Below are 23122 nucleotides of genomic sequence, written 5' to 3'. Positions count from 1 at the left end.
ATTTTTGTTTTCAAATTTACGGCTTTTCGGTAACGATGTAAAAAATTTATATGTTTGTAGTGTAAGTATGCGGTAAGATGAATTTTCAATCACTCAAAAGTATAGCCTTTGCATGAAAACAGCAACTTTAATTTACGTCATTTTATTTTTCTGTGCTTTTACAGTATCAGACGGTAATGCACAGGGCATGTGCGGAACGGTTATTGATACAGCCAAAATGCAGGCTGAAGCAGCAGCTAATTTAAGTTCTTCGCAGAATCAGCGTGGGCTTTTTTTTCCAATTAACTGTTTGAATAAAACACTTTCTATCACTGCCTATATTTTTCGTGACAGTACCGGTGCCGATGGTATCACACAGGCATCCATTTTGTCGGCATTGCAGATTTTAAATAACGACTTTGCACCAATGTGTTTGTCGTTCAGCATCTGTGAGTTTGTGTATGTAAACAATTATAATTACAATGATTTTTATGCATTGAAACATGAAAATGAAGTTTACAATTTATACTATACCCCCAATACAATAAATGTTTATTTCAGCAATACATTATTTGACAATACAAATTCATCAGTTTGTGGTTATGCTCATTTTCCGGGTGGACGCGACATGATTTTTCTGAATAAGTCATGTGTTGGTGATGGCAAAACTTTTTCTCATGAGATGGGACATTTTTTCGGTCTCTATCATACTTTTGAAACAGCCAATGGCGTAGAACTCATTAATGGTACAAATTGTCTGGTTGCAGGTGATCTGATTTGCGATACCCCCGCAGATCCTAATGGATTAAATGGTGCAGACTGTCAGATGCTTCCTTATCTGCCAGACCCTTCAGGCAATTGGTATGTGCCGCATATTGGCAACATCATGTCATATTATTCTGCCGGTTGTAAATGCGGTTTTACCTCACAACAGTTTAATTGGATGATACAACAATTTCTGACTAACAGAAACTATCTTTGGTAATAAAATTTTATATTAGTTAAACTCACATCATTATGAAATTGCGAATATTAAATCAGTTTGTACTTGCATTTGTCTATATAGCACTGTATTCCTTTAATGGATTTGCACAAGACAAAACCAAGACAGCAACTACCCCCGTTAAAGTTACTTCAGTAGAAGGGATTACGGAATATAAACTCAACAATGGCTTGCGTGTATTACTGTTTCCCGATCCATCAAAATCAACAATCACTGTAAACATTACTTACCTGGTTGGCTCGCGCATGGAAGGATATGGCGAATCAGGAATGGCGCATTTATTAGAGCACATGGTGTTTAAAGGTTCTACCAAACATCCTAATATTCCGCAGGAACTTACAGCACATGGTGCAAGACCAAACGGAACTACATGGTATGACAGGACAAATTATTTTGAAACATTCAATGCAACAGAAGAAAATCTTCGATGGGCTTTAAGTCTTGAGAGCGATAGAATGGTTAATTCATTCATCAACAAGAAGGATCTTGAATCGGAATTTTCTGTTGTGCGAAATGAATTTGAAAGAGGAGAGAATAGCCCGTCAAGTGTATTGGAAGAACGTGTAATGTCAACAGCTTATCTATGGCACAACTACGGAAAATCTACCATTGGTTCAAAAGAAGATATTGAACGTGTTCCTATTGAAAACCTGAAAGCATTTTATCATAAATATTATCAACCGGATAATGCAGTGCTTACCATTGCCGGTAAGATTGATGAGCAAAAAACACTTCAATTAGTGAATGAGTATTTTAGCCCTATACCTAAACCTGAACGTAAATTACAGGAGACTTTTACAGTAGAACCTGTTCAGGATGGCGAGCGTAATGTTGTTTTACGCAGAGTGGGCGATGTGCAGGTTGCCTCTTGCGGATATCATATTCCCTCAGGTTCTCATGCCGACTATGCCGCTATTGAAGTTTTGATAGAAGCTTTAACCAACGAGCCTTCAGGAAGATTGTATAAAGCACTGGTAGAAACAAAAAAAGCTACAAGCACATCGGGCTATTCTTTTCAACTTAAAGACCCGGGATATGCCTATTTCTATGCAGAAGTTTTAAAAGACAAGCCTCTTGATACAGTCATGAATACAATGAAAGGTATTTTTGATAACCTGAGTAAAAATCCTATTACGAACGAAGAAACAGAGCGTGGCAAGAATGCTATTATAAAGCAACTGTCATTGATGTTTAACAACAGCGATAGGGTAGGACTTTCACTGAGTGAATTTATTTCTCAAGGCGATTGGCGTTTGTATTTTATTTATCGTGATGCATTGGAAAAAGTTACTACTGCCGATGTGAACAGAGTGGCTGCAGAGTATTTTAAACCCAGCAACCGAACGACAGGACTTTTTATTCCTGATGCAACACCAGACAGAGCGGTGATTCCTGCAACACCTGATGTTCAGTCATTAGTTAAAGATTATAAAGGGAAAAAAGCATTGGCAGAAGCAGAAGCATTTGATCCATCACCTGCAAACATCAGTAACAGAATAAAACAGGCAACTATTTCCGGAGGTGCCAAATATACACTACTGAAAAAAACTACTCGTGGCGGTAATGTCAGTGTGAACATTACATTGAGAATGGGCAATGCTGCTGTAATGCAAAACAAAGGCACTGCTGCATCATTCACCGCTTCGATGTTAAGAAGAGGAACAAAGAATAAATCATTTCAGCAAATTAATGACGAGATAGATAAACTTAAATCCAATGTTGGCATACGTGGTGATGGGCAAACTGTTAATGTATCAATAACAACAACTAAAGAAAACCTGAGTGGTATTTTAAATCTGATAGGTGAAATCATTAAACAACCGGCATTTGCACAGGCAGAGTTTGATAAGTTAAAAGAAGAACAAATCTCCAATCTTGAAAGTTCACGCAGCGAACCACAGTCAATCGCATTCAGGGTATTTGGCAAAACACTTAATCCTTATCCCAAAGACGATTTTCGTTATGAAATGAGTTTTGATGAGGAAAAGGATGCATTGAATAAACTTACGCTGGCTGACATCAAAAATTTTTATGAAAGGTTTTATACCACTTCAAATGCAACTGCTGCTATTGTTGGCGATTTTGATGAGCCATCATTGGTTATTTCACTGAATAATTTACTTGATAAATGGGGCTCACCGGTTTTATATGAGCGTGCAATTGAGCCTTATTTTGATGTGACCCCTGTAAACGAAAAAATCAATACACCCGACAAAGCCAATGCAATGATGGTGGCAGGAATGAATTTACCGTTGAAAGATGACAATGCAGATTATCCCGCATTATTAGTTGGAAATTATATGTTGGGCGGAGGCTTTCTGAACTCGCGACTTGCAACACGCATCAGACAGAAAGAAGGAATAAGCTATGGTGTTGGCTCACAATTGCAGGCAAGTTCTTTAGATGAATCAGGAGGATTTTTGTCTTATGCCATCTATAATCCCGATAACTCAGAAAAACTGATAGCAGCATGGAAGGAAGAAATTCAGAAAATGTTGAACGAAGGATTTACAAATACCGAACTTACAGATGCTGTGAAAGGATTAATACAGGCAAGGTCAGTAAGCCGCTCTCAGGACAGAGAATTATGCAGCAAGCTTAACAGCTATATATACCTCGGCCGCTCCATAAAATGGGATGAAGAGTTTGAAAATAAAATTAAAGCATTGAAGGTAGAAGATGTAAATGCTGCAATGAAAAAGTGGATTAATCCAGACAAAATTTCATTTGTTCAGGCAGGTGATTTTAACCGAAAGAAGTAAATTCCCAGCTTAGGCATTTTACATTGTAATACCTAACAAGATGATGATTGATTTATTCAACTCAATTATCATTTTTAAAATGGTTTCTAAAAATCAACTTTCAAAGTGAAATATTTTGGAACAGTAATGTTTTTGTTGAGTAGCTTTTGTTTAAAAGCACAATTCACACAGCAATGGGTAAATAATTTTTGCTGTTTCGATTCTCTTCAGCCACATACATTTTCTTACCCTCTTGGCAAGTATGTTCAACAGGACACGCTCACACTTTCATTTTACGAAGATGATTTGCAGAGATTTAGAAAAGTAGATTTGAATACCGGAAATGATATTCAGAATATAACTTTAACCAATGATACAGTGCAGTCACCTTTTTATTATGGTGGTGGAACCATTCATGTAGCCAATCATTATATTACCTCTCTCATTAAATATAATGCGAACAGTGGAGTGATAAAGTTGTTTCATAATTCAATGAGTGAAAATCTGACAACTGACTGGAGTAATGAAATTACTGTTAACAATGGAACTATAGCTGCACCACTAAGTAATTTGTCCGCAACAGATTTTTTTACCTGCATGGTTTCTGATTCTGTTAGAATTTATAAGTTCAGTGTGAATGGCCTATTTCAGTGGATGACAGCATTGCCGGTGCTGAGTACAAATAGTAATGATAAGCCAACTTTGTTTCTGAATTCTTTAGACGAAGTATTGATGTATGTACGTAATGCCGACCCCACTTTAACAAACTATAGTTCACGTCTTATTAAAGTTGATGGAAGCAGCGGAGCTGTACTTGCAGATACTATTTACAGTCATACAATGGGCACATCTCATATTGTCTTTCAGGATTTTGATACACTTAAAATTGCTTTTATTGATGCGGTAGGTCATTTTGTGTCGGTAGCAAGTGTAGATATGTTAACAATGACAGAAACAAAAAATTTTACAAGTAATGTTTCTTGTTTTGATGAACTTGAGAAGTTTGCTGTAGATCAGCAAACAAACCAATATTATATTAAGTCCAACAGCTTTTTTTTAGGATTCACCGGACAGGATGTTTCATTGTTCAATATTAGTTTGGTGCCGGAGTCGCAGGGACAGTATGACTTTGGCGATATTGCTTTTAATCAACAATATGCTTTTTTATCTTATAGTTTTTTTAACACAGCAAATAATCCTGTCAACAACGATATTCTTGTATTAAAAATTGACAAGTTTAACGGTGCTGTTATAGGAAGTGCAAGCTATAATGATAGCCACAATACAGATGAGAATTATCTCCAGCACTATCTGGACACAGCTTCATACTATGTGATTTTTGCCAATAATTTTGACAATATTTCTATTTTACAGGAAGAAACTCAGATAGGAATTATTAAATATAACCTGGTCACTCAAAACATTCAGGAGTTACAGAACAATGAATCGGTACTTTTACTGCCAAACCCTGTGCAAAATAAAGTGTCTGTGCAATTTCATACTGAAAATATACCGGTAAGTTATTCGGTTTGCAACATTTTAGGAGTGGTGATGAAGAAAGATGCTATAACGCAAAATTCAGTATTGGATTTGAGTATGCTTAAAGAAGGAGTGTATTCAATAGTTATTGAATTTCAGAATAAAAGTACTATCTGCAAAAGATTCGTAAAGCTTTAGTCGGGTCTATACACTTGCTTGAATTTTTTAGAAAGAACATGTTGTTTTTAAAAAAATTCTGTTACTTTTACAAGCTATAAAGAGTCAAAAACCATTATTTCATTTAACCATGAAAGTATCCTCCATCTATTTACTTGTTTTCTTGATGACAGTTGGAGGTAATCTATCATACGGTCAACAGCCAAGCAGTTGTACCAATCTTGATTTTGAATTAGGGAATTTTGTAGGCTGGACAGGACGAACCGGCTCTTGCTGCCCTATCAGTATGTTTTCTAACGGGATAGTGACCGGACAACATACTATCATGTCAGGTGCGGGATTTGATCCCCATTCAAACAATCAGATTCCTGTTGTGGCACCCGGTGGTACTTATTCCGCACGATTAGGAAATGATCAGGCAGGCTCACAAGCAGAACAGCTTTCTTATTCCTTTCAGGTTACACCACAAACAGAGTTGTTTATTTACCGTTATGCAGTTGTTTTAGAAGACCCTGTACACGACCCCATAGAACAACCACGTTTTGAGATTCGCGTATTTGATCAGGCAGGTAACCCTGTTGGCTGCGGAACTTACAATGTGGTTTCCGGTGCCGGTATTCCCGGTTTTCAGACTTGGTTCGATCCTAACATTGGAAGCGATATTCATTTTAAAACATGGACAACAGTAGGTATTGAACTGTCGTCCTACATGGGTCAAACGGTAACCATTGAGTTTTCTACCGGTGATTGTTCCTTAGGTGGCCACTTTGGTTATGCTTATGTTGATGCATATTGCAGCCCGATGACTGTTACCAGCGATTACTGCCCCGGAAGTTCTACAGCATTGCTTATTGCTCCTCCTGGATTTGCCTCCTACCTTTGGAGTAATGGTGCAACATCGCAAACCATCACAATCAATAATCCTGTCATAGGTGCTACATATTCAGTTCAGATGACCTCAGTTACCGGATGTGTTGTTACACTAAATCAGGTTATTGCCGTTACACAGTTGTATTCAAATTTTAATTTCAATCCAGGCTGCGAGAGCGGAACCCAGTTTTTCGATTCCTCTTATGTTCAGTCTGGCTCGCCAGTTAACCAATGGCTGTGGGACTTTGGCGATGGTACTACTTCAACAATGCAGAACCCATGGCATCAGTTTCCATCTTCAGGAAATTATAATGTTACACTTACAGCAACCAATGCAGGAGGTTGTACCAAATCTATAACCAAGTCAATAAGTATTTTACCTTCCCCTGTTTCGGACTTTACTTTTATACCCGGATGCCCAAATCAGGCTGTAACTTTTAATCAGAATGCGAGTTTCCCTTCCGGAACAATAACAAGTTATGAATGGTTGTTTGGTGATGGACTTCTTTCATCATCAGCATCTGACCCAACACATGTTTACAGTGGTATGGGGCCCTATGATGTTTCACTTATTGTTACAGGAGATAATGGCTGTGCAGATACTATTGTTAAACCTGTATCGCCTATGCCTGATCCTGTAGCAGGATTTACATTTAGTGTTCAGTGCATGAACAATACCGTTACTTTTACTGATGTTTCTCAACTGACGGGCGGCACCATTACTGCATGGCAATGGGATTTTGGTGATGGCTCACCCTTAGATGTTACTGCTAATCCGGTTCATGTTTATAACGGTGGTGGCAACTACTCAGTTCAGCTGATTGTTACAGGCAGTAATGGCTGCACAGACACCATTACTAAAGGTGTTGCTATGGCAAGTTTACCAACAGCAGCTTTTACAAACAGTGGGTCATGCGAATCACAATTTACAGCGTTTAATGATGCATCAAGTCTTGCAGGTGGCAGTATTTCATCATGGTTGTGGTATTTTGGTGATGGAACAAATTCAACATTACAAAACCCGTTTCACCAGTATAACAGCACAGGAAGTTTTAATATTTCATTGGTTGTTTTAGGCGATAACGGATGCCGTGACTCTATGGCACGAAGTATTACAGTTAAACCTTCTCCTGTTGCATCATTTACCTCAATGCCTGTTTGTCCCGGACAGCAGGCTCAGTTCAACAGTACTGCTGTTGCACCGGCAGGTACAACAATAAATTCGTGGATTTGGAATTTTGGTGATGGCAGTGCGCAGACAGCGGGCCAGAACGTTAACCACACATACACCGGTACAGGCACTTACGCAGTGATGAGTATTGTTGGTGCTTCAAATGGTTGCATTGATAGTGTTGTAAATAATATTTCAACTTCTATAACACCGGTATCTAAATTTACTGCACCATCAGGATGCGCTTTAGTGCCGTTATCATTTTCCAGCACATCAACTATTTCTTCGGGCACCATTATAGGATGGGATTGGGATTTTGGTGATGGAACCGCACATGGCAATACAGCAACTACAACGCATAGCTATGCTGCACCGGGAAGCTACAATGCTTATTTAACTGTTACAAGCAACAATGGTTGTACACATACGGTATTACATGAAGTAAGTGTAAGTGGTAAACCAATACCATCGTTTACAAACTCATCAAGTTGTGTTAATGACAGTATTAATCTGAACAGTATTTCAACATCTACAAATGGAAGTATCAATTACCTGAAATGGGATTTTGGTGATGGTACTTTTCTGACCGGTACAGATAGCGTCTTTCATGTTTATACTGATACAGGTTTTGTGCAAATTGGATTGATTGTAGGTAATACACTCGGTTGCAGCGATACTGTTTACAGACCAGTTTTTATTAAACCACTGCCTGTTGCAGGATTCCGTTGGGACGAAATGTGTCAGTCAGCAAACGGAAGTTTTTATGATACTTCAGCATTGATAAATGGAAGTATTTCCGGATGGTTATGGGATTTTGGAAGTGGCACTGCAAATATTGCCAACCCACAGTTTGTATTTGCAAATTACGGAGTTCAACCGGTTACACTCACTGTAACAGGCAATAACAATTGTAAGGCAACTGTCACTCAAAATATTACTGTACGACCAAAACCATTGGCACAGTTTGCTACAGGAAGTGCCTGTGTTAATACAGTTGAAGTATTTCAAAATACATCAAATATACCATCAGGAAATATTGTAAGCTGGCAATGGGATTTTGGTGATGGACATACTTCTGCAACACAACATGGACAAAACACTTTTACGCTTGACGGATATTATCAGGTGCAGTTAATTGCAACATCAGACTTTGCATGTAAAGACACAGCTATAGACACGGTTCGTGTGTTTCCTTTACCTGTAGCCAATTTTTTTGCACCACATGTCTGTTTGGGAAATGCAACACTTTTTAACGACTTATCACTTCCTGTTTCCGATAGTTTAATTTCATGGTCATGGAACTTTGGTGATAGTACCACTTCGACAATACAATCTCCGTCACATATTTTTTCACTGGATACAATGTACACTGTTTCACTGACAGTACAGAATGAAGGTTTTTGCAGCAAGACAATTGCAAAGAACGTTATCATCAGGCCGCTGCCTGATGTAGGTTTTATTTTTTCCAATCCCTGTGTCGGCAGTCCTGTACAGTTTCAGGACACATCGGCTTTAGCAGGTTATAACATCAATTGGTGGAAATGGAGTTTTGGTGATAGTACCAGTGCGTCAATAGCATCACCGTTACATACATTTTTACAGTCGGGAAACGTTTTTGTTAAGCTGATTGTTCGTGCAACAAATGGTTGTTCAGATTCTGTTTCAGTTCCTGTATTAGTAAACCATTTGCCTGACGTAGCTTTTTCTGTTAATGACATTTGTGAACAATCTGCTCTGGTACCCAATAATCAATCAACATTGTCAGGAGGGAGTATTGCAAATACCTTTTGGCAATGGGGAGACAATTCAAGTGATTCGATTTTTTCACCTACTCATGTTTATCAGAACGAGGGCAGTTATAATATAAACCTTGAAGTTACAGGAAGTAATGGGTGTAAGAATGACACTACCATTGCCGTGATTATACATGATAAGCCTATCGCAACTTTTGCACACAGCAATGCATGTCAGTTAGCACCGGTTGCATTCTTTGATCAGTCTTCAACGGTAAATGATTCCTTGCAAATTTGGCAGTGGCAATTTGGTGATGGCGATCAATCCGCACTTCAAAATCCCGTTCACGATTATGGTGCTTATGGCGTTTATTATACAGAACTTGTTGTAACCAATAGTTTTGGTTGCAGTGATACAGTTGCAGATTCTGTTACCGTTGCACCAAAACCACAGGCAGCATTTTCAGCATTGAATGTTTGTAAAGATCAGCCTATGATTTTTAATAATTCAAGTAATGTTGTTGCAGGAAGTATTGTTTCCAATCAATGGCATTTTGGCGATGGCTCAGGTTCTTCTGTAACTAATCCTGCCTATACCTTTTCAGGTACAGGCGACTTTGAAATTACTTTAGTTGTTACAACAGCCAATCAATGTGTTGATAGCATAAAACATATTTATAGAGTTTATCAGTTACCCGAAGCAGGATTTATTGCAGATACTGTTGAAGGATGTCAGCCACTTTGGGTTTTATTTTCTGATAGCTCAGTTACCAATGAAGGGGTTATAACAAAATGGAATTGGGATTTTGGAAATGGTATAGCAGATACATTAAAATTCCCTGCAGCAGTTGTTTATGATCAGGCAGGATATTTTAGTCCTGTGTTATTTGTTGAAACAGATTTAGGATGCCGCGATACTTTTTTGCGGCAGGACTACTTACACGTTTTTGCAAAACCTGAAGCTTCTTTTGTAGCAGAACCATTAAGTAATACAATTTTGCATCCATTGATTGAAATTAAAGACCGGTCATGGAATGCAGTATCATGGTTCTATGATTTTGGAGATACAACGAATACAACAGAACAAAATCCTTCTCATTGGTATGATAAGCCAGAGCAATATACCATTGTACAATATATAGAAAGTGCAGACGGTTGTAAGGATACAGCATTAGTCAGTATAGAAATAAAAGATGACTTTACTTTTTACATGCCAAATTCATTTACACCAAACGATGATGGCTTCAACGAAACCTTGAATGCTTACGGCATTGGCATTGTTCAATTTCACATACAGGTTTTTAATCGCTGGGGTCAGTTATTATTTACTTCAAATGATTTAAGCAAAGGGTGGGATGGAACCTATTTAGGAAACAAAGTGCAACAAGGTGTTTACATATATAAAGCAACAGTTCGCGATTTATTCAGTAAGCAACATTTTTATGTTGGAAATATAAACCTAATCAGATAGTAAAACTGTTAATGGATTTCAGGATTAAAGAGAATGCATTTGTTGCATGGATGGCAGCCCGGTTTTTAGGCTACAAATCAATGGCAATTGTCTTCGGAAAAACAATTTATCTGCATGGGGCATCAGTTAAAACTTTTCAGAGTGATTCAAAATGGATGAAGCATGAACTCAAACACATTGAACAGTTCAAACGTTATGGATTTATTCAATTTATTTTTCTTTATCTAATTGAATCTATCCGCCATGGGTATTTAAACAACCGTTTTGAAATAGAATGCAGAGAAGCAGAGAATCAGGATTGATATTAATACTTCGAGTGAAGTTTATTATTCGTCCAAAGTTCCAAAACGTCCCTGGTTAAAATCTTCAAAAGCCTGTATCAGTTCCTGTCTTGTATTCATTACAAAAGGACCATGTGCTGCTATAGGCTCGTTAATGGGTTCACCGCTAAGCACCAGACAAACGGCATTTTCAGTAGCTTCAATTGTAAAACTTTCACCGTCATTAGCCAGAAGTGCAAAATGATTTGTATCTACTTTTTCTGTTTCATTTATTGTAATGCTTCCTTCAATAACCAATAATGCCGTGTTAAAATTTTTAGGCAGACTTAATTCTGTTTTAGCATCTTTGGCCATCTTAACATTGTAAAGATGTAATGGTGTAAAAGTAGAGGCACTGCCTTTAATACCTTTATATTCTCCTGCAATAATTTCAATCTCTGTTTTCAAATCTTCTGATTTGTAACGATTGATCTTAGAATTTTCTAAAGCCTGATACTTGGGTTTACTCATCTTGTCTTTTGCAGGAAGGTTTACCCACAACTGTACCATCTGAAAATCACCACCTGTTTTGCTCCATTCTTTCTCATGAAATTCTTTATGCAACACCCCACTTGCAGCAGTCATCCATTGAACATCACCTTCACCTATTACTCCACCACCGCCACTGCTGTCATGATGTTCTACCCTACCTTTATAGGCTATGGTAACAGTTTCAAATCCCCGGTGTGGATGTACGCCAACACCTTTTGGAGTATCGCTGGGATCAAAGTGAAATTTAGAATTATAATCCAACATGATGAATGGGTTCATCCGCTGCATGTCAAGACGATAACCGCTGGGTATAAAATTATGTACTCTGAAACCGTCACCTACAAAATGTGGTTCACGTGGACTAACAACTATTTCTACAGATCTTTTTGCCATTTTCTTTTTTTTGTGCAAAGTTAGAGTGACCGTTGAAGAAAAACATTAATCTGGATTAAGTATTCTCATTGTCAGATGGTTTTTAAATGAATCATTACTCCTAAATTTACTTTCTTTTAGTTACAGATTAAACCAAATGAAATTCAGCGAGTCTATTCTAAAAACAAAATAAATTTATGAAAAGAGGATATTCAATTATTTGCTGCAGCATACTTTTATGTATTGCAGCTGTATCAATGTCATTCAAAGCAGAAAACTGGCGAGTGTTAGGTACTAAGGTGGTAGATTATAGAATAGATAAAGATGTGTTGGATGTATCTTTACATGATGGTGTTTTTCATCAACTTAAATTTGTGGTTCGTGGAGGTGCTTTAAATATGCATAAGGTGGTTGTTCATTTTGAGAATGGAGGAACACAAGAATTGGAATTGAGACACAGTTTTAGCAAAAACAGTCAGAGCAGGGTAATAGATTTAAAAGGCAATAACAGAATAATTGAAAAAATTGTTTTCTGGTATGATACCAAAAACAATGCTAATCGTAAAGCGAAAATTACGGTTCTTGGAAGTTAGGATTAAGTGAAACTAATTAGGAGCAGGTCAACTTCAAAGATTTATTCTGACAAGTTGACCTTTTCTTTTCACTAAATTTTTGTAGTCCCATTGAATGGCTTTCGATTTTTTGAGCCAGCGTTTTAAATCTTTTAAATTTATTTGTTCAAATGAAGTATAAAAAACTGAAGCATCTTTAAACTTTTCGCCATGCACGTTTAAGCCCTCTTCCTCAAAGTCAATCCCACTCCAAAACATAAGCCTCAAACCCGATTTTTGTTTGCTATATCCAACAATTGGGTTTTCATTAATAAACCAAACCGGATGTGCATGCCAAATTTTACTTTCTGCAACTTTTAATTCGCTATTAATAGTAGCAGCCAATAAATCACAAATTTTTTTGTCTTCCGGTAATTGACTGTTGTTGTAAGCCTGAATAGATTTTTCCATGAAGAACAAAAGTAACAGAATCTATTTACAGATTTTACAGAACAAAATAGTAGAAGTATTTTTTCACTGCTTGTACAAATTGAAGCAGAATAGAATTTTATGACTTTAAAAAAACAATGCTTTTAATTCCGTTGCATCAGCAGGTTTCATTTTTCCTGCAAGGATTAAGGCAAGTTGCTTGCGTCTTAATGCGCCATCAAAACGTTTCTTTTCTTCTTCTGTTTCGGCTATTAATTCTGGTACAGCTATGGGGCTGCCTTGTTGGTCAACAGCCACAAAGGTGTAAATGGCTTCATTGCATTTTATTTTATCTCCGGTGGCATTACGTTCAACCCAAACTTCCATAAAGACTTCCATACTTGATGTAAAAGAGCGCGATACTTTTGCCTGAATGGTAACAATATCACCTAAACGTATAGGTTGATTAAACGATACATTGTTTACGGAAGCTGTAACCACTACACGCCCACAATGACGGTGTGCAGCAACAGCAGAACAAACGTCCATCCAATGTAGCAGGCGACCTCCCATCAGGTTGCCAAGCACGTTGGTGTCGTTGGGAAGTACTATCTCAGTTTGTATGGTTAAACTCTCTTTAGCAGTTTTTGCTTTCATAATCTGATTTTTTGCGGCAGCAAATATCTGAATAATTAAGCTTAAATGAACGAATCAAAGCCTGACTGTGGAATTAAGCCTATCTTTGTATCCAAATTGGAAAACAATTAAAATGCAAACAAAACTAGTAAAACTGACAGCCATAATCGCACTAATGATTAGCACTAAAATGGCACATTCACAAACCCCAGCCAATATGAATGAAACAAGAAAAATTGAAGTCACAGGAACTGCAGAAATGAAAATAATACCTGATGAAATTTTTGTTGTCATAACCATTCAGGAATACACAGAGAATAAGAAAAAAACAGATATTAATGAGGTGCGCAAGAATTTTTTAGCTGCTTGCGCAAAGACAGGCATAGCTAAAGAAAATATATCCATCCAGGGGATGAATGGTTACAATAACAGTGGGTGGTACTGGCAACGTAAAAAGAAAGCCCCTGATTTTGTTGCTTCATCAAGTTATGTAATTAAGTTTAATTCAGGCGAACAAATTGAAAGATTGATGAGTCAGCTTGATGACAAAGGCACACAAAACATGTACATCAGTTCCACTTCACACAGCAAAATGGATGAGTTTAAAAGGCAGGTAAAAACAGAAGCGTTGCAGGCAGCCAAAGCCAAAGCCACCTATCTTTGTGAAGGAATTGGAGAAAAAATCGGTAAAGTGTTGTTGATAAAAGAAGTTGAAGGAACAAATTATGCAGAGCCAATGATGATGAAAAGCCGCATGATGGAAGCTTCAATGGCAGATTCCAATTTTGAGCCTTCAGGACTTGAGTTTCAGAAGATAACTATACAGATGGAAATATTGGCCCAGTTTGCCATACAATAAACAACAAATGCAGAACAGTAAAGGCCGTAAACGCGGCTACAGCGACAAGCCGCAAGCCGGCAAATTTAAATCTGAAGGACGCCCTTCCAGAGGAAAGAAATTCGGAAGCAGCACTGATAAATCCAAAGAGGAATTTGTGAAATCAGGAAACAATTATTCAAAAAATAAATTTTCCGGTAAACGCAGGTTTGATGCTGATGAGTCAGGATTTGAAAGAAAACGAAGAGATTCCATCAGTGATGAAAACGCTGGTTTCGACAAAAGAAAATCAAGTCGTTTTGAAGGGAAAAGATCTTTCTCAAAAGCTTCTGATGGAGAAGGAGGAGAAAGGCCATCGCGCTTTAAGAAAGAAGGTGGTTTTGACCGAGAGAAAAGAGGTTTTAAGTCGTCCGAATCTCCACGTCCTTACAGAAAAAGAGGTGAAGGATTTGAAGGTGAAGAAAGACCATCACGCTTCAAGAAAGAAGGCGGTTTTGACCGGGAGAAAAGAGGTTTTAAGTCGTCTGAATCTCCACGTCCTTACAAAAAAAGAGGTGAAGGATTTGAAGGTGAAGAACGACCATCACGCTTCAAGAAAGAAGGTGGTTTTGACCGAGAGAAAATAGGCTTTAAGTCGTCTGAATCTCCACGTCCTTACAGAAAAAGAGGTGAAGGATTTGAAGGAGAAGAAAGACCATCGCGCTTTAAGAAAGAAGGCGGTTTTGACCGGGAGAAAAGAGGTTTTAAGTCGTCTGAAAACCCACGTCCTTACAAAAAAAGAAGTGAGGGATTTGAAGGCGATAATAAACCAAGATTCAGAAAACAAAGTGACTTTGGTGGTTCAGGAAGATTTGAAAAGTCAAAAAGTTTTAAAAGAAGAGATGATAGCTTTGAAGGTGATGAAAAACCAAGGCGATTTAACAAACCTTTTAATGATGATTCAGGAGAGAAACGTTCATACGATAGAAAAGAGCGAAGTTCAGGAAGATTTGAAAAACCGTTTCGTAAGAAAGACGACAATAAAAAGTATAGTAAGAAAAGAAAAGAAACAACAGAACAGTTATCAGATGGACAGGTTCGTTTGAACAGATATATTGCCAACAGTGGTATTTGCAGCAGACGCGAAGCAGATGAATTAATTACTGCAGGTCTTATTTCTGTAAATGGTGAAATTGTTACAACAATGGGAACCAAGGTTTCGCAGAATGACGTGATTAAGTACAATGGTGAAACTATCAGAAATGAAAAGCCCATGTATCTTTTATTGAATAAGCCCAAGGACTACATTACAACTATGGATGATCCGCAAGACAGACGAACAGTTATGCATCTTATTGCAGGTGCATGTAAGGAGCGTGTTTATCCGGTTGGTCGTCTTGACAGAAACACTACAGGTGTATTGTTATTTACCAATGATGGTGATTTGGCAAAAAAACTTACCCATCCGAGTTATGAAGTTCAGAAAATTTATCATGTTGAGCTGGATAGAAATCTAAAGTCTTCTGATAAAGAAAAAATAAAAGAAGGGGTCATGCTCGATGATGGAATAGCTGTAGTTGACGACATACAGTACGATGGTGGATTTAATGACAAAAAACAGATAGGAATAGAAATTCATTCAGGTAAAAACCGAATTGTAAGACGTATATTTGAATCCATGGATTACAATGTAATTAAATTAGATCGCGTAGTTTTTGCTGGTATGACCAAGAAAGATATTGCACGAGGTAAATGGCGTTTTCTCTCGGAGATGGAAGTAAATGCTTTGAAGATGGCTACAGCAAAGGTGAACCCCAAAGAATTACGCAAAAGAATTACGCGAAGTAAATAGCTTTTTATAAATACACTTGAGTCATAGCGCATTGCATGGTTTGATTATTGCCTCCGGTATTTGGAGAGCAGTATTAATGACACCCGGAGGTGAGTTGCCATTTAATTTTGAAACAAAAGAAGTTAATGGACGAAGTGAGATTTTTATTAAAAATGGAGATGAAGAGATTGAAGTCAATGAAATATCGTATGCGAATGATTCTTTAATTATTCAATTACCGATTTACGATTCAGAATTCAGAGTTAGGGTTGCCGGTGATAGCATGAATGGCTATTGGTATAACAATTCCAGAAAAAATTATGCACCAACACCCTTCAAAGCTGTTTTAGGAGAAAGTTATCGTTTTATAAATAATGCAAAGTCTGAAATGAAACTCGCTGAAAAATGGAAATGGAAATTCAGCCCGGGCACAAAAGATTCATCTGAGGCAATTGCAATGTTTAAACAAGAAGGTGCCGATGTGAAAGGAACACTTTTAACTGAATCTGGTGATTATCGTTATCTTCATGGATGTCTGAATAATGACAGTTTGTTTTTATCTTATTTTGATGGGGCATTTGCCTATCTCTTTAAAGCATCTGTAAAAAACAATACAATGCAGGGTGTTTTTTATTCAGGGCATCACTGGCAACAACCCTGGCAAGCAGTGGTTGATGAAAATGCAGAATTGCCAGATCCTTTTAAGCTAACCTTTCTGAAGAGTGATACTACTTCTTTTTCATTTAACGCATTACGATTGGACAGTACGGTTTTTTCATATCCCCGAAAAGAATTAAAAGGTAGAGTAGTAGTTATTGAAATGATGGGAACATGGTGCCCGAATTGTATGGACGAAACAGCTTTTTTATCTGATTATTATTCCAGAAACAAAGACAAGGATATTACCATAATCGGTTTGGCATTTGAAAAAACATCTGACTTCAGAAAGTCAGTTAATAATGTGAAAAGAGTGAAAGACAGATATCATGTTCAGTATGAAACATTGATTGCCGGTAACAGAGAAATGGCTGCATCTAAAATGAATATGCTCAGTAAAATCAATGGCTATCCTACAACTATTATTATTGATCGCAAAGGTAATGTCAGAAAAATCTACACAGGTTTTAATGGGCCGGCCACAGGCTCATATCACGAAAAGACAAAGGACGATTTTATCCGTATTATGGATACGTTACTTTCAGAAAAATAGCTGTTCGCCTATAGTTTAGTGAATTTTAACCACAATTTTTTTCAGTTAGTCAAAAAACATACTTGCTGGTTTCAGAAATATGTTTAATTTGGGCTACTTTTTATCACCTATAATATTTAAATCAAATACCAAATGAATCGTATTCACCTAATTCTGGTGGTTTTGCTAATGTCGGCACAATCACTGTACTCACAATGTACATTAACCAATGCTACGGGTTGCTCTTGTCTGGGTGGCGGAACCAATTGTGATTTATTACCTGATATCACAGCATCAAGAAAGCCATTGACCATACTTGGCTCTAATGGTGTTATTGAATATTCACAGTCAGGGAATGGAGCTAACGATGGGCGTCTTAGAATTACAGTCTCAACACCTAACATCGGACATGGTCCAATGGAAACCCGCTCATCAAATATTTTTGTTTGCGGCACAGATACTTTTGTTGGTACAGCACCATCAATTTGTCCAGATAACATTACCTATCCTAAAATTATTATCAACCAAAGAATTTATCATAAAAATGGCAATTCAATGTCATATTATGATCGTCCTGCTGGAACCATGACTTATCACCCAACACATGGTCATCAGCACGTTGACAACTGGGGTGTTTACACATTAAGAACACCAACAGCAGACCCTAATCCGGTTAACTGGCCGATAGTAGGTAATGGTGCTAAACTTGCTTTTTGCCTATTAGATATTGGAGCATGTGCATCATCAAATGGAAGTGGATTGTGTATTGCGGACAATGGCGATACACTTGATACACCTGCAGAGTTTTATGGTAACTATGGTTTAGGTGGAGGAAGTTATGGCTGTTCAGCTACGTTACAAGGTATATCGGCTGGTTATTTTGATACCTATAATCAAAGTCTTGATGGCATGTGGATTAACATTCCTCCCGGTACTTGCAACGGTACGTATTACATCGTATGTCAACAGGACCCCGACAATTATTTTCTTGAGGAGAACGATAACAACAACGTAATGGCAGTGCCATTTACACTTACAAAACAAGGTGGTGTAGTTCCAACTGTGACTGCAAATGGACCAACAACATTTTGTGCAGGTGGCAGTGTAACTTTGACTTGCAGCAGTGCAAGCGATTATCTATGGAGTAATGGTGCTACAACACAAAGTATCACTGTTTCACAAGGTGGAACATATACCTGTACTGTAAATAATACATCAACTTGCGCTACTGCATCTACTCCTATTACCGTAACGGTTAATAGTTTTCCTGTAACTGCATCTACAAGTTCTGCAAATGTTTGTGCCGGAGATCCTGTGCAACTGAATGGCTCAGCAACAAGTTCAGGAACTGTAACTGTTGTACAAACTTTTTCTAACAATACAGCTTATCCTATTCCTGATAATAATTCAACAGGAGTTCAATCACCAATAACTGTTAGCGGTATAAATCCGGCAACGTTAAGTTCTGGTGTAGTAGTATCTGTAAATGCAAACATTACACATACTTATGATGGTGACATTGAATTGCGTTTGGTGGCTCCATCAGGACAATATGCTGTGTTAAGTAACCGCAGAGGTGGAAGTGGTGACAATTATACCAATACAACTTTTGCAATGAACGGACCAATGGCTATAACCAGCGGTAATCCACCTTATAATGGAACATTTATTCCTGAAGGAAACTTTAATAGTTTGACAGGTAATGTGAATGGTGTTTGGAAACTTCATGTAATTGACCGTGCCTCCGTAGATGTGGGTACTATTCAAAACTGGACATTAAAAATCAATTCACAAGTTCCGACAACAATATCGTATAACTGGACATCTAATCCTTCAGGATTTAGTTCAACGAATCAGAATCCGATTGCTAATCCTGCACAAACAACAACCTATACTGTCTCTGCAGTTGAAAGTACTACAGGTTGTGCTGGCTCAGGTTCAGTGACGGTGAATGTTGCAAATCCTAATGTTAGTGTTTCCGGCAACAATACAATCTGTTTAGGAAATTCTACTTCTCTTTCTGCAAGTGGCGCTACTACCTATTCATGGTCTCCTGCAACAGGATTAAGTGCTACTACAGGTGCCAGTGTTACAGCTGCACCGACACAAACCACTACTTATTCGGTTATTGGTATGTTGAATGGATGTTCAGATACCACACAGTTTACAGTAACGGTTAATCCTGTGCCTACAAATGTAAGTGCACTTGCAAGTCCAGGCTCATTGTGTGTTGGAGATATTTTGTTTTTGAGTGGGGTTGGTAATGATGTTACTTCTTGGTCTTGGACAGGTCCTGATGGCTTCAGTTCTACTCAATCAGCTCCATCAATAATTAATATTCAACCGGTACAGGCAGGGAATTATACAGTTACGGGTTCTAATGCCTGTGGCAGTGCCTCTGCACAGGTTATTGTGAATGTTAAACCTACACCTTATGCTTTAGTTTCTATAACATACCCTAATGGTCATTGTGCAGGAAGCTATGCTCAGGTGTGTGCATCAGATACTTCTAACGGAGCTTATGCACCATACACCTATCTTTGGGATAACAATCAAACAACTGCATGTATCAATCAAATAATACTTGCAAATCCGTTGCCCTTACATGGTCCGGATGTAACAATTGTTAATAGTTTTGGATGTGCATCAACGAATGCAACATTGTGGAATTTGCCTTTTGGTCCAGTGGCCGATTCAATTCAGAATCCACAAACAATTTGTCAAGGGGGTTCTTACGCAATAAACGGAAATATTTATACAACTACAGGAACCTATTATGATAACTTTATCAATGTTTCGGGTTGTGATAGTATAGTAATTACACAACTAACAGTAACACCCTCACTTAACATAATTGTAAGCGGAGTCAACTTCATCTGCGAAGGCCAGTCAACGCTATTAACAGCATCTGGTGCATCAGCATATACATGGAGCCCTGCAACTGGTTTAAATACCACTACCGGCACAACAGTTAGTGCATCACCATCATCAACTACTACTTATTTGGTTACAGGTACAGCCAACGGATGTTCAAATAGTACATCAGTTACTGTAAACGTAACTCCAAACCCGGTTGTTCAAACAAGTGGCGATGTTAGTGTGTGCAGCGGTCAGTTTGTGACCTTAAGTGCCAGTGGTGCATCGGACTATTCGTGGTCACCAGGAACAAATTTGAATACTACAACAGGTGCAACAGTTATTGCCAATCCTACTGCAACAACAACTTATACTGTTGTCGGCACAGATAATGGCTGTACATCTTCTGCATCAATTACCGTAAGCATTATTACACAGCCTATAGTTAACGTAACTGCCAGTACAACTTCTATCTGTAATGGTCAGTCAGCTACATTAACAGCTTCAGGCGCAGATACCTATACATGGAGTCCTTCAACAGGTTTAAATACAACAACTGGAGCAACCGTAATTGCAACACCAGCTACAACAACCACTTATATAGTAACAGGTTTTGTTGCCGGTGGATGTTTTAGTACAAACACAATAACTATCAATGCAAATACAGGAGGAGCAGCACCTGCCATGCCTGGATTGATAGCAGGTAATAAAAAACCTTGCCCAACAGTTAACGAAAACTATTCTGTCGCTTTCGTTGCCAATGCCATTGGTTATACCTGGACAGTTCCTTCAGGAGTAACCATTCTTTCAGGACAAGGAACTAACAGTATTCAAGTGAGTTTTGGATCTAACTTTTCCAGCGGTAGCGTTTCAGTAATTGCCAATGGAGCTTGTGGTGTTAGTTCCAAAAGATTGCTAACCATTACTAAGAATATTCCAGCTACACCATCAACGATTAGTGGTCCTGTAACCGGACTTTGTAATGCAGCAGGAAATTTTACAGCCGCCACAGTGAGTGGAGCAACTTCTTACACATGGTCGGTACCTACTGGGGCTAGTGTCGTGAGTGGACAAGGTACTAAGATTGCCTCTATTAATGTGAGTAGTAGTTTCAGCAGTGGTAATGTTTGCGTAACAGCGGACAATTCCTGCATGAGCAGTAAGCCACGTTGTGTTGCGATTAAGAAGACACCATCTGTACCAACAACTTTAACAGGACCAACCACAGTTTGTGCAGGACAACAAAATGTGACTTATCAGACTAACAGTGTGTTTGGAGCAAACAACTATCAATGGATTGTTCCTTCAGGATCAATAATTACCTCCGGACAAGGAACCACAAGCATCACAGTTAACTTCGGAACCAACCCGGGTAGTGTGGGTGTTAATGCATACAATGACTGTGGACATGCCGGCAGAAGAGCAGTGCATGTTGCATTTAATTGCCGCATAGGTGAGATGAGTAGTAGTGTTTCCGATTTAGAAGTAACCCCCAATCCAACTGCAACAGGAATGGTTAACCTGAAAATAAATTCAGAAACCAATGGTATAGCTTTGATTAAAATGACAGACATTTTAGGTAAGACGGTGTTAATAAAAAACATTGCAAATGTGATAGGAACAAACAATCACAAATTAGACTTATCTAAATACAATAAAGGAATATATTTGTTAACTGTTGATACAGGTAGTAAAAAACAAACATTAAAAGTTGTAATACAATAGTTATATCTAAAACCGGAATAATACCCTCCTAAGGGAGGGTTTTTATTTTTAAAGAATGAGAAGATTAATAATTTGTTTCCTGGTTTTATTTTCTGTGCAAGGGTTTTCACAACAGGTGTTAACTAACTATACAACAGCAAATTCACCATTACCTGAAAATTCAGTACGTTGTATTGAAGTTGATCATATAGGCAGAAAATGGATTGGGACCGATTATGGCCTTGCAGTCTTTGATGATGTTAACTGGAATGTTTATTTACCTTTCAGTTCAGGATTACCTGCAATGAGTGTACGCGCTATTGCATTCGACTCACTGAACAATGCATGGATTGGTACCCTTGGTGGAGGTGTTGCAAAGTTCGATGGTACAAACTGGATAGTCTATGATGACACCAACAGTCCTATTACAGAAAATTCAATTAGAACTCTTGCGTTTGATTCAGCAGGTGCATTGTGGATTGGTAATCAGGACGGGCTGGTAAAGTTTGACGGAACCAACTGGATAGTTTATTCTGCCGCAAGCAGTATCATTCAAAATACAATTGCATCTATTCATACTTCAAAAAACAGAAAAGTTTATGCCGGAAGTGTGAATGGCGGATTATTTATTCTTCACGAAGACACTATTAAATCAAACCTTAATATTTCAAACGGATCAGGAATTCCTGATAATACCATCTTAGCATTTGATGAGGATTCAGTTGGTAACATCTGGATGGCAACTCCTGCAAATGGAATTGTAGTTTATAGAAATATTGGCGGATGGTTTTGGTATTATATGGGGAGTTCTTTCATTCAGTCCAATAGTCTTTCCGACATTCAATTCAGCAACGATCATCAGTCTGTTTGGGTAGCCACTGCCGATAGTGGTATCATCAGAAAAACGGGCACAGTTTATACTTGCTTTAACACGGTCAATACGGCAATGCCTGATAATAATATTCAATGTCTGACAATTGACTCAATGAACAATATCTGGATTGGAACGGCAACACAAGGCGTTGTTAAGTTTCAGGATTTTACCGGATTAAGTAATCTTGCTCCTGCTGGTAATTTTGAGTCATATCCAAATCCGGTGTCAGACAAAATTAATTTCAAGGCAGAAATTTTGCCATTTACAGTTGAAGTAATGGATGTAAAAGGTGCTATAGTATATTCAGAGACTATCAATACAAACTTAAGTTCTATTGATGTCAGCAGATTAAAAAATGGTATTTATTCTTTGAAAGCTGTTTCCAAAGATAATGTTGCAGTTATAAAACGATTCTGTAAACAGTAGC

At 38.0% G+C, this 23122-nt stretch carries 14 protein-coding genes; 11 read left to right on the top strand and 3 right to left on the bottom strand.

The window, feature by feature from the left end; translation table 11 throughout:
- The first annotated feature begins 112 nt into the window (after positions 1-112).
- The 5 genes from V9G42_01215 to V9G42_01195 all read left to right on the top strand — a co-directional run bounded on the left by V9G42_01215 (position 113) and on the right by V9G42_01195 (position 10926).
- Entirely contained in the window at positions 113-964 is an 852-nt protein-coding gene (locus V9G42_01215) for a M43 family zinc metalloprotease (protein MEI2758031.1), read from the top strand.
- A 32-nt stretch (positions 965-996) separates the two neighbouring features.
- Positions 997-3744: a pitrilysin family protein gene (locus V9G42_01210; GenBank protein MEI2758030.1), complete on the top strand. Its 2748-nt coding sequence runs from the start codon at positions 997-999 to the stop codon at positions 3742-3744.
- Positions 3745-3849: 105 nt separating this feature from the next.
- A complete protein-coding gene (locus V9G42_01205; protein MEI2758029.1) occupies positions 3850-5400 on the top strand; it encodes a T9SS type A sorting domain-containing protein in 1551 nt (516 codons plus the stop codon).
- Between the two features lie 109 nt (positions 5401-5509).
- The gene (locus V9G42_01200) at positions 5510-10624 is read left to right on the top strand and encodes a PKD domain-containing protein (GenBank protein MEI2758028.1); all 5115 of its coding nucleotides are present in this window, start codon (positions 5510-5512) and stop codon (positions 10622-10624) included.
- An 11-nt stretch (positions 10625-10635) separates the two neighbouring features.
- Positions 10636-10926: a DUF4157 domain-containing protein gene (locus V9G42_01195; GenBank protein MEI2758027.1), complete on the top strand. Its 291-nt coding sequence runs from the start codon at positions 10636-10638 to the stop codon at positions 10924-10926.
- A gap of 24 nt (positions 10927-10950) precedes the next feature.
- On the opposite strand, the gene V9G42_01190 is transcribed toward V9G42_01195, so the two are convergent.
- Complete coding sequence (locus tag V9G42_01190) at positions 10951-11829, bottom strand: pirin family protein (protein ID MEI2758026.1); 879 nt, start codon at positions 11827-11829, stop codon at positions 10951-10953.
- Positions 11830-12065: 236 nt separating this feature from the next.
- On the opposite strand from V9G42_01190, the gene V9G42_01185 reads away from it, so the two are divergent.
- Complete coding sequence (locus V9G42_01185; protein MEI2758025.1) at positions 12066-12401, top strand: hypothetical protein; 336 nt, start codon at positions 12066-12068, stop codon at positions 12399-12401.
- Between the two features lie 33 nt (positions 12402-12434).
- Here V9G42_01185 and V9G42_01180 read toward each other — a convergent pair whose 3' ends face one another.
- Both V9G42_01180 and V9G42_01175 read right to left on the bottom strand, forming a co-directional pair.
- Positions 12435-12830: a DUF1801 domain-containing protein gene (locus V9G42_01180; protein MEI2758024.1), complete on the bottom strand. Its 396-nt coding sequence runs from the start codon at positions 12828-12830 to the stop codon at positions 12435-12437.
- A gap of 105 nt (positions 12831-12935) precedes the next feature.
- Positions 12936-13445 carry an acyl-CoA thioesterase gene (locus V9G42_01175; GenBank protein ID MEI2758023.1) on the bottom strand — a complete coding sequence of 170 codons (510 nt, stop codon included), beginning with the start codon at positions 13443-13445 and terminating at the stop codon, positions 12936-12938.
- A 112-nt stretch (positions 13446-13557) separates the two neighbouring features.
- Between V9G42_01175 and V9G42_01170 the strand changes: the two genes are divergently transcribed.
- The 5 genes from V9G42_01170 (at position 13558) to V9G42_01150 (ending at position 23121) form a co-directional block, all read left to right on the top strand.
- The gene (locus V9G42_01170; GenBank protein MEI2758022.1) at positions 13558-14283 is read left to right on the top strand and encodes an SIMPL domain-containing protein; all 726 of its coding nucleotides are present in this window, start codon (positions 13558-13560) and stop codon (positions 14281-14283) included.
- A gap of 7 nt (positions 14284-14290) precedes the next feature.
- Positions 14291-16093: a pseudouridine synthase gene (locus V9G42_01165; GenBank protein MEI2758021.1), complete on the top strand. Its 1803-nt coding sequence runs from the start codon at positions 14291-14293 to the stop codon at positions 16091-16093.
- Positions 16094-16109: 16 nt separating this feature from the next.
- Complete coding sequence (locus tag V9G42_01160; protein MEI2758020.1) at positions 16110-17282, top strand: TlpA disulfide reductase family protein; 1173 nt, start codon at positions 16110-16112, stop codon at positions 17280-17282.
- A 132-nt stretch (positions 17283-17414) separates the two neighbouring features.
- The gene (locus V9G42_01155; protein ID MEI2758019.1) at positions 17415-21842 is read left to right on the top strand and encodes a proprotein convertase P-domain-containing protein; all 4428 of its coding nucleotides are present in this window, start codon (positions 17415-17417) and stop codon (positions 21840-21842) included.
- Positions 21843-21897: 55 nt separating this feature from the next.
- Positions 21898-23121 (top strand): two-component regulator propeller domain-containing protein, encoded by a 1224-nt coding sequence (locus tag V9G42_01150; GenBank protein MEI2758018.1) that lies wholly within the window; start codon positions 21898-21900, stop codon positions 23119-23121.
- Position 23122: the final 1 nt, after the last annotated feature.

The organism is Bacteroidia bacterium (genome assembly GCA_037045145.1).
In the GTDB taxonomy this organism is placed as follows: Bacteria; Bacteroidota; Bacteroidia; order AKYH767-A; family OLB10; genus OLB10.
The sequence above is the reverse complement of the archived record's forward strand: the minus strand, read 5'-3'. Positions and strand labels throughout refer to the sequence as shown.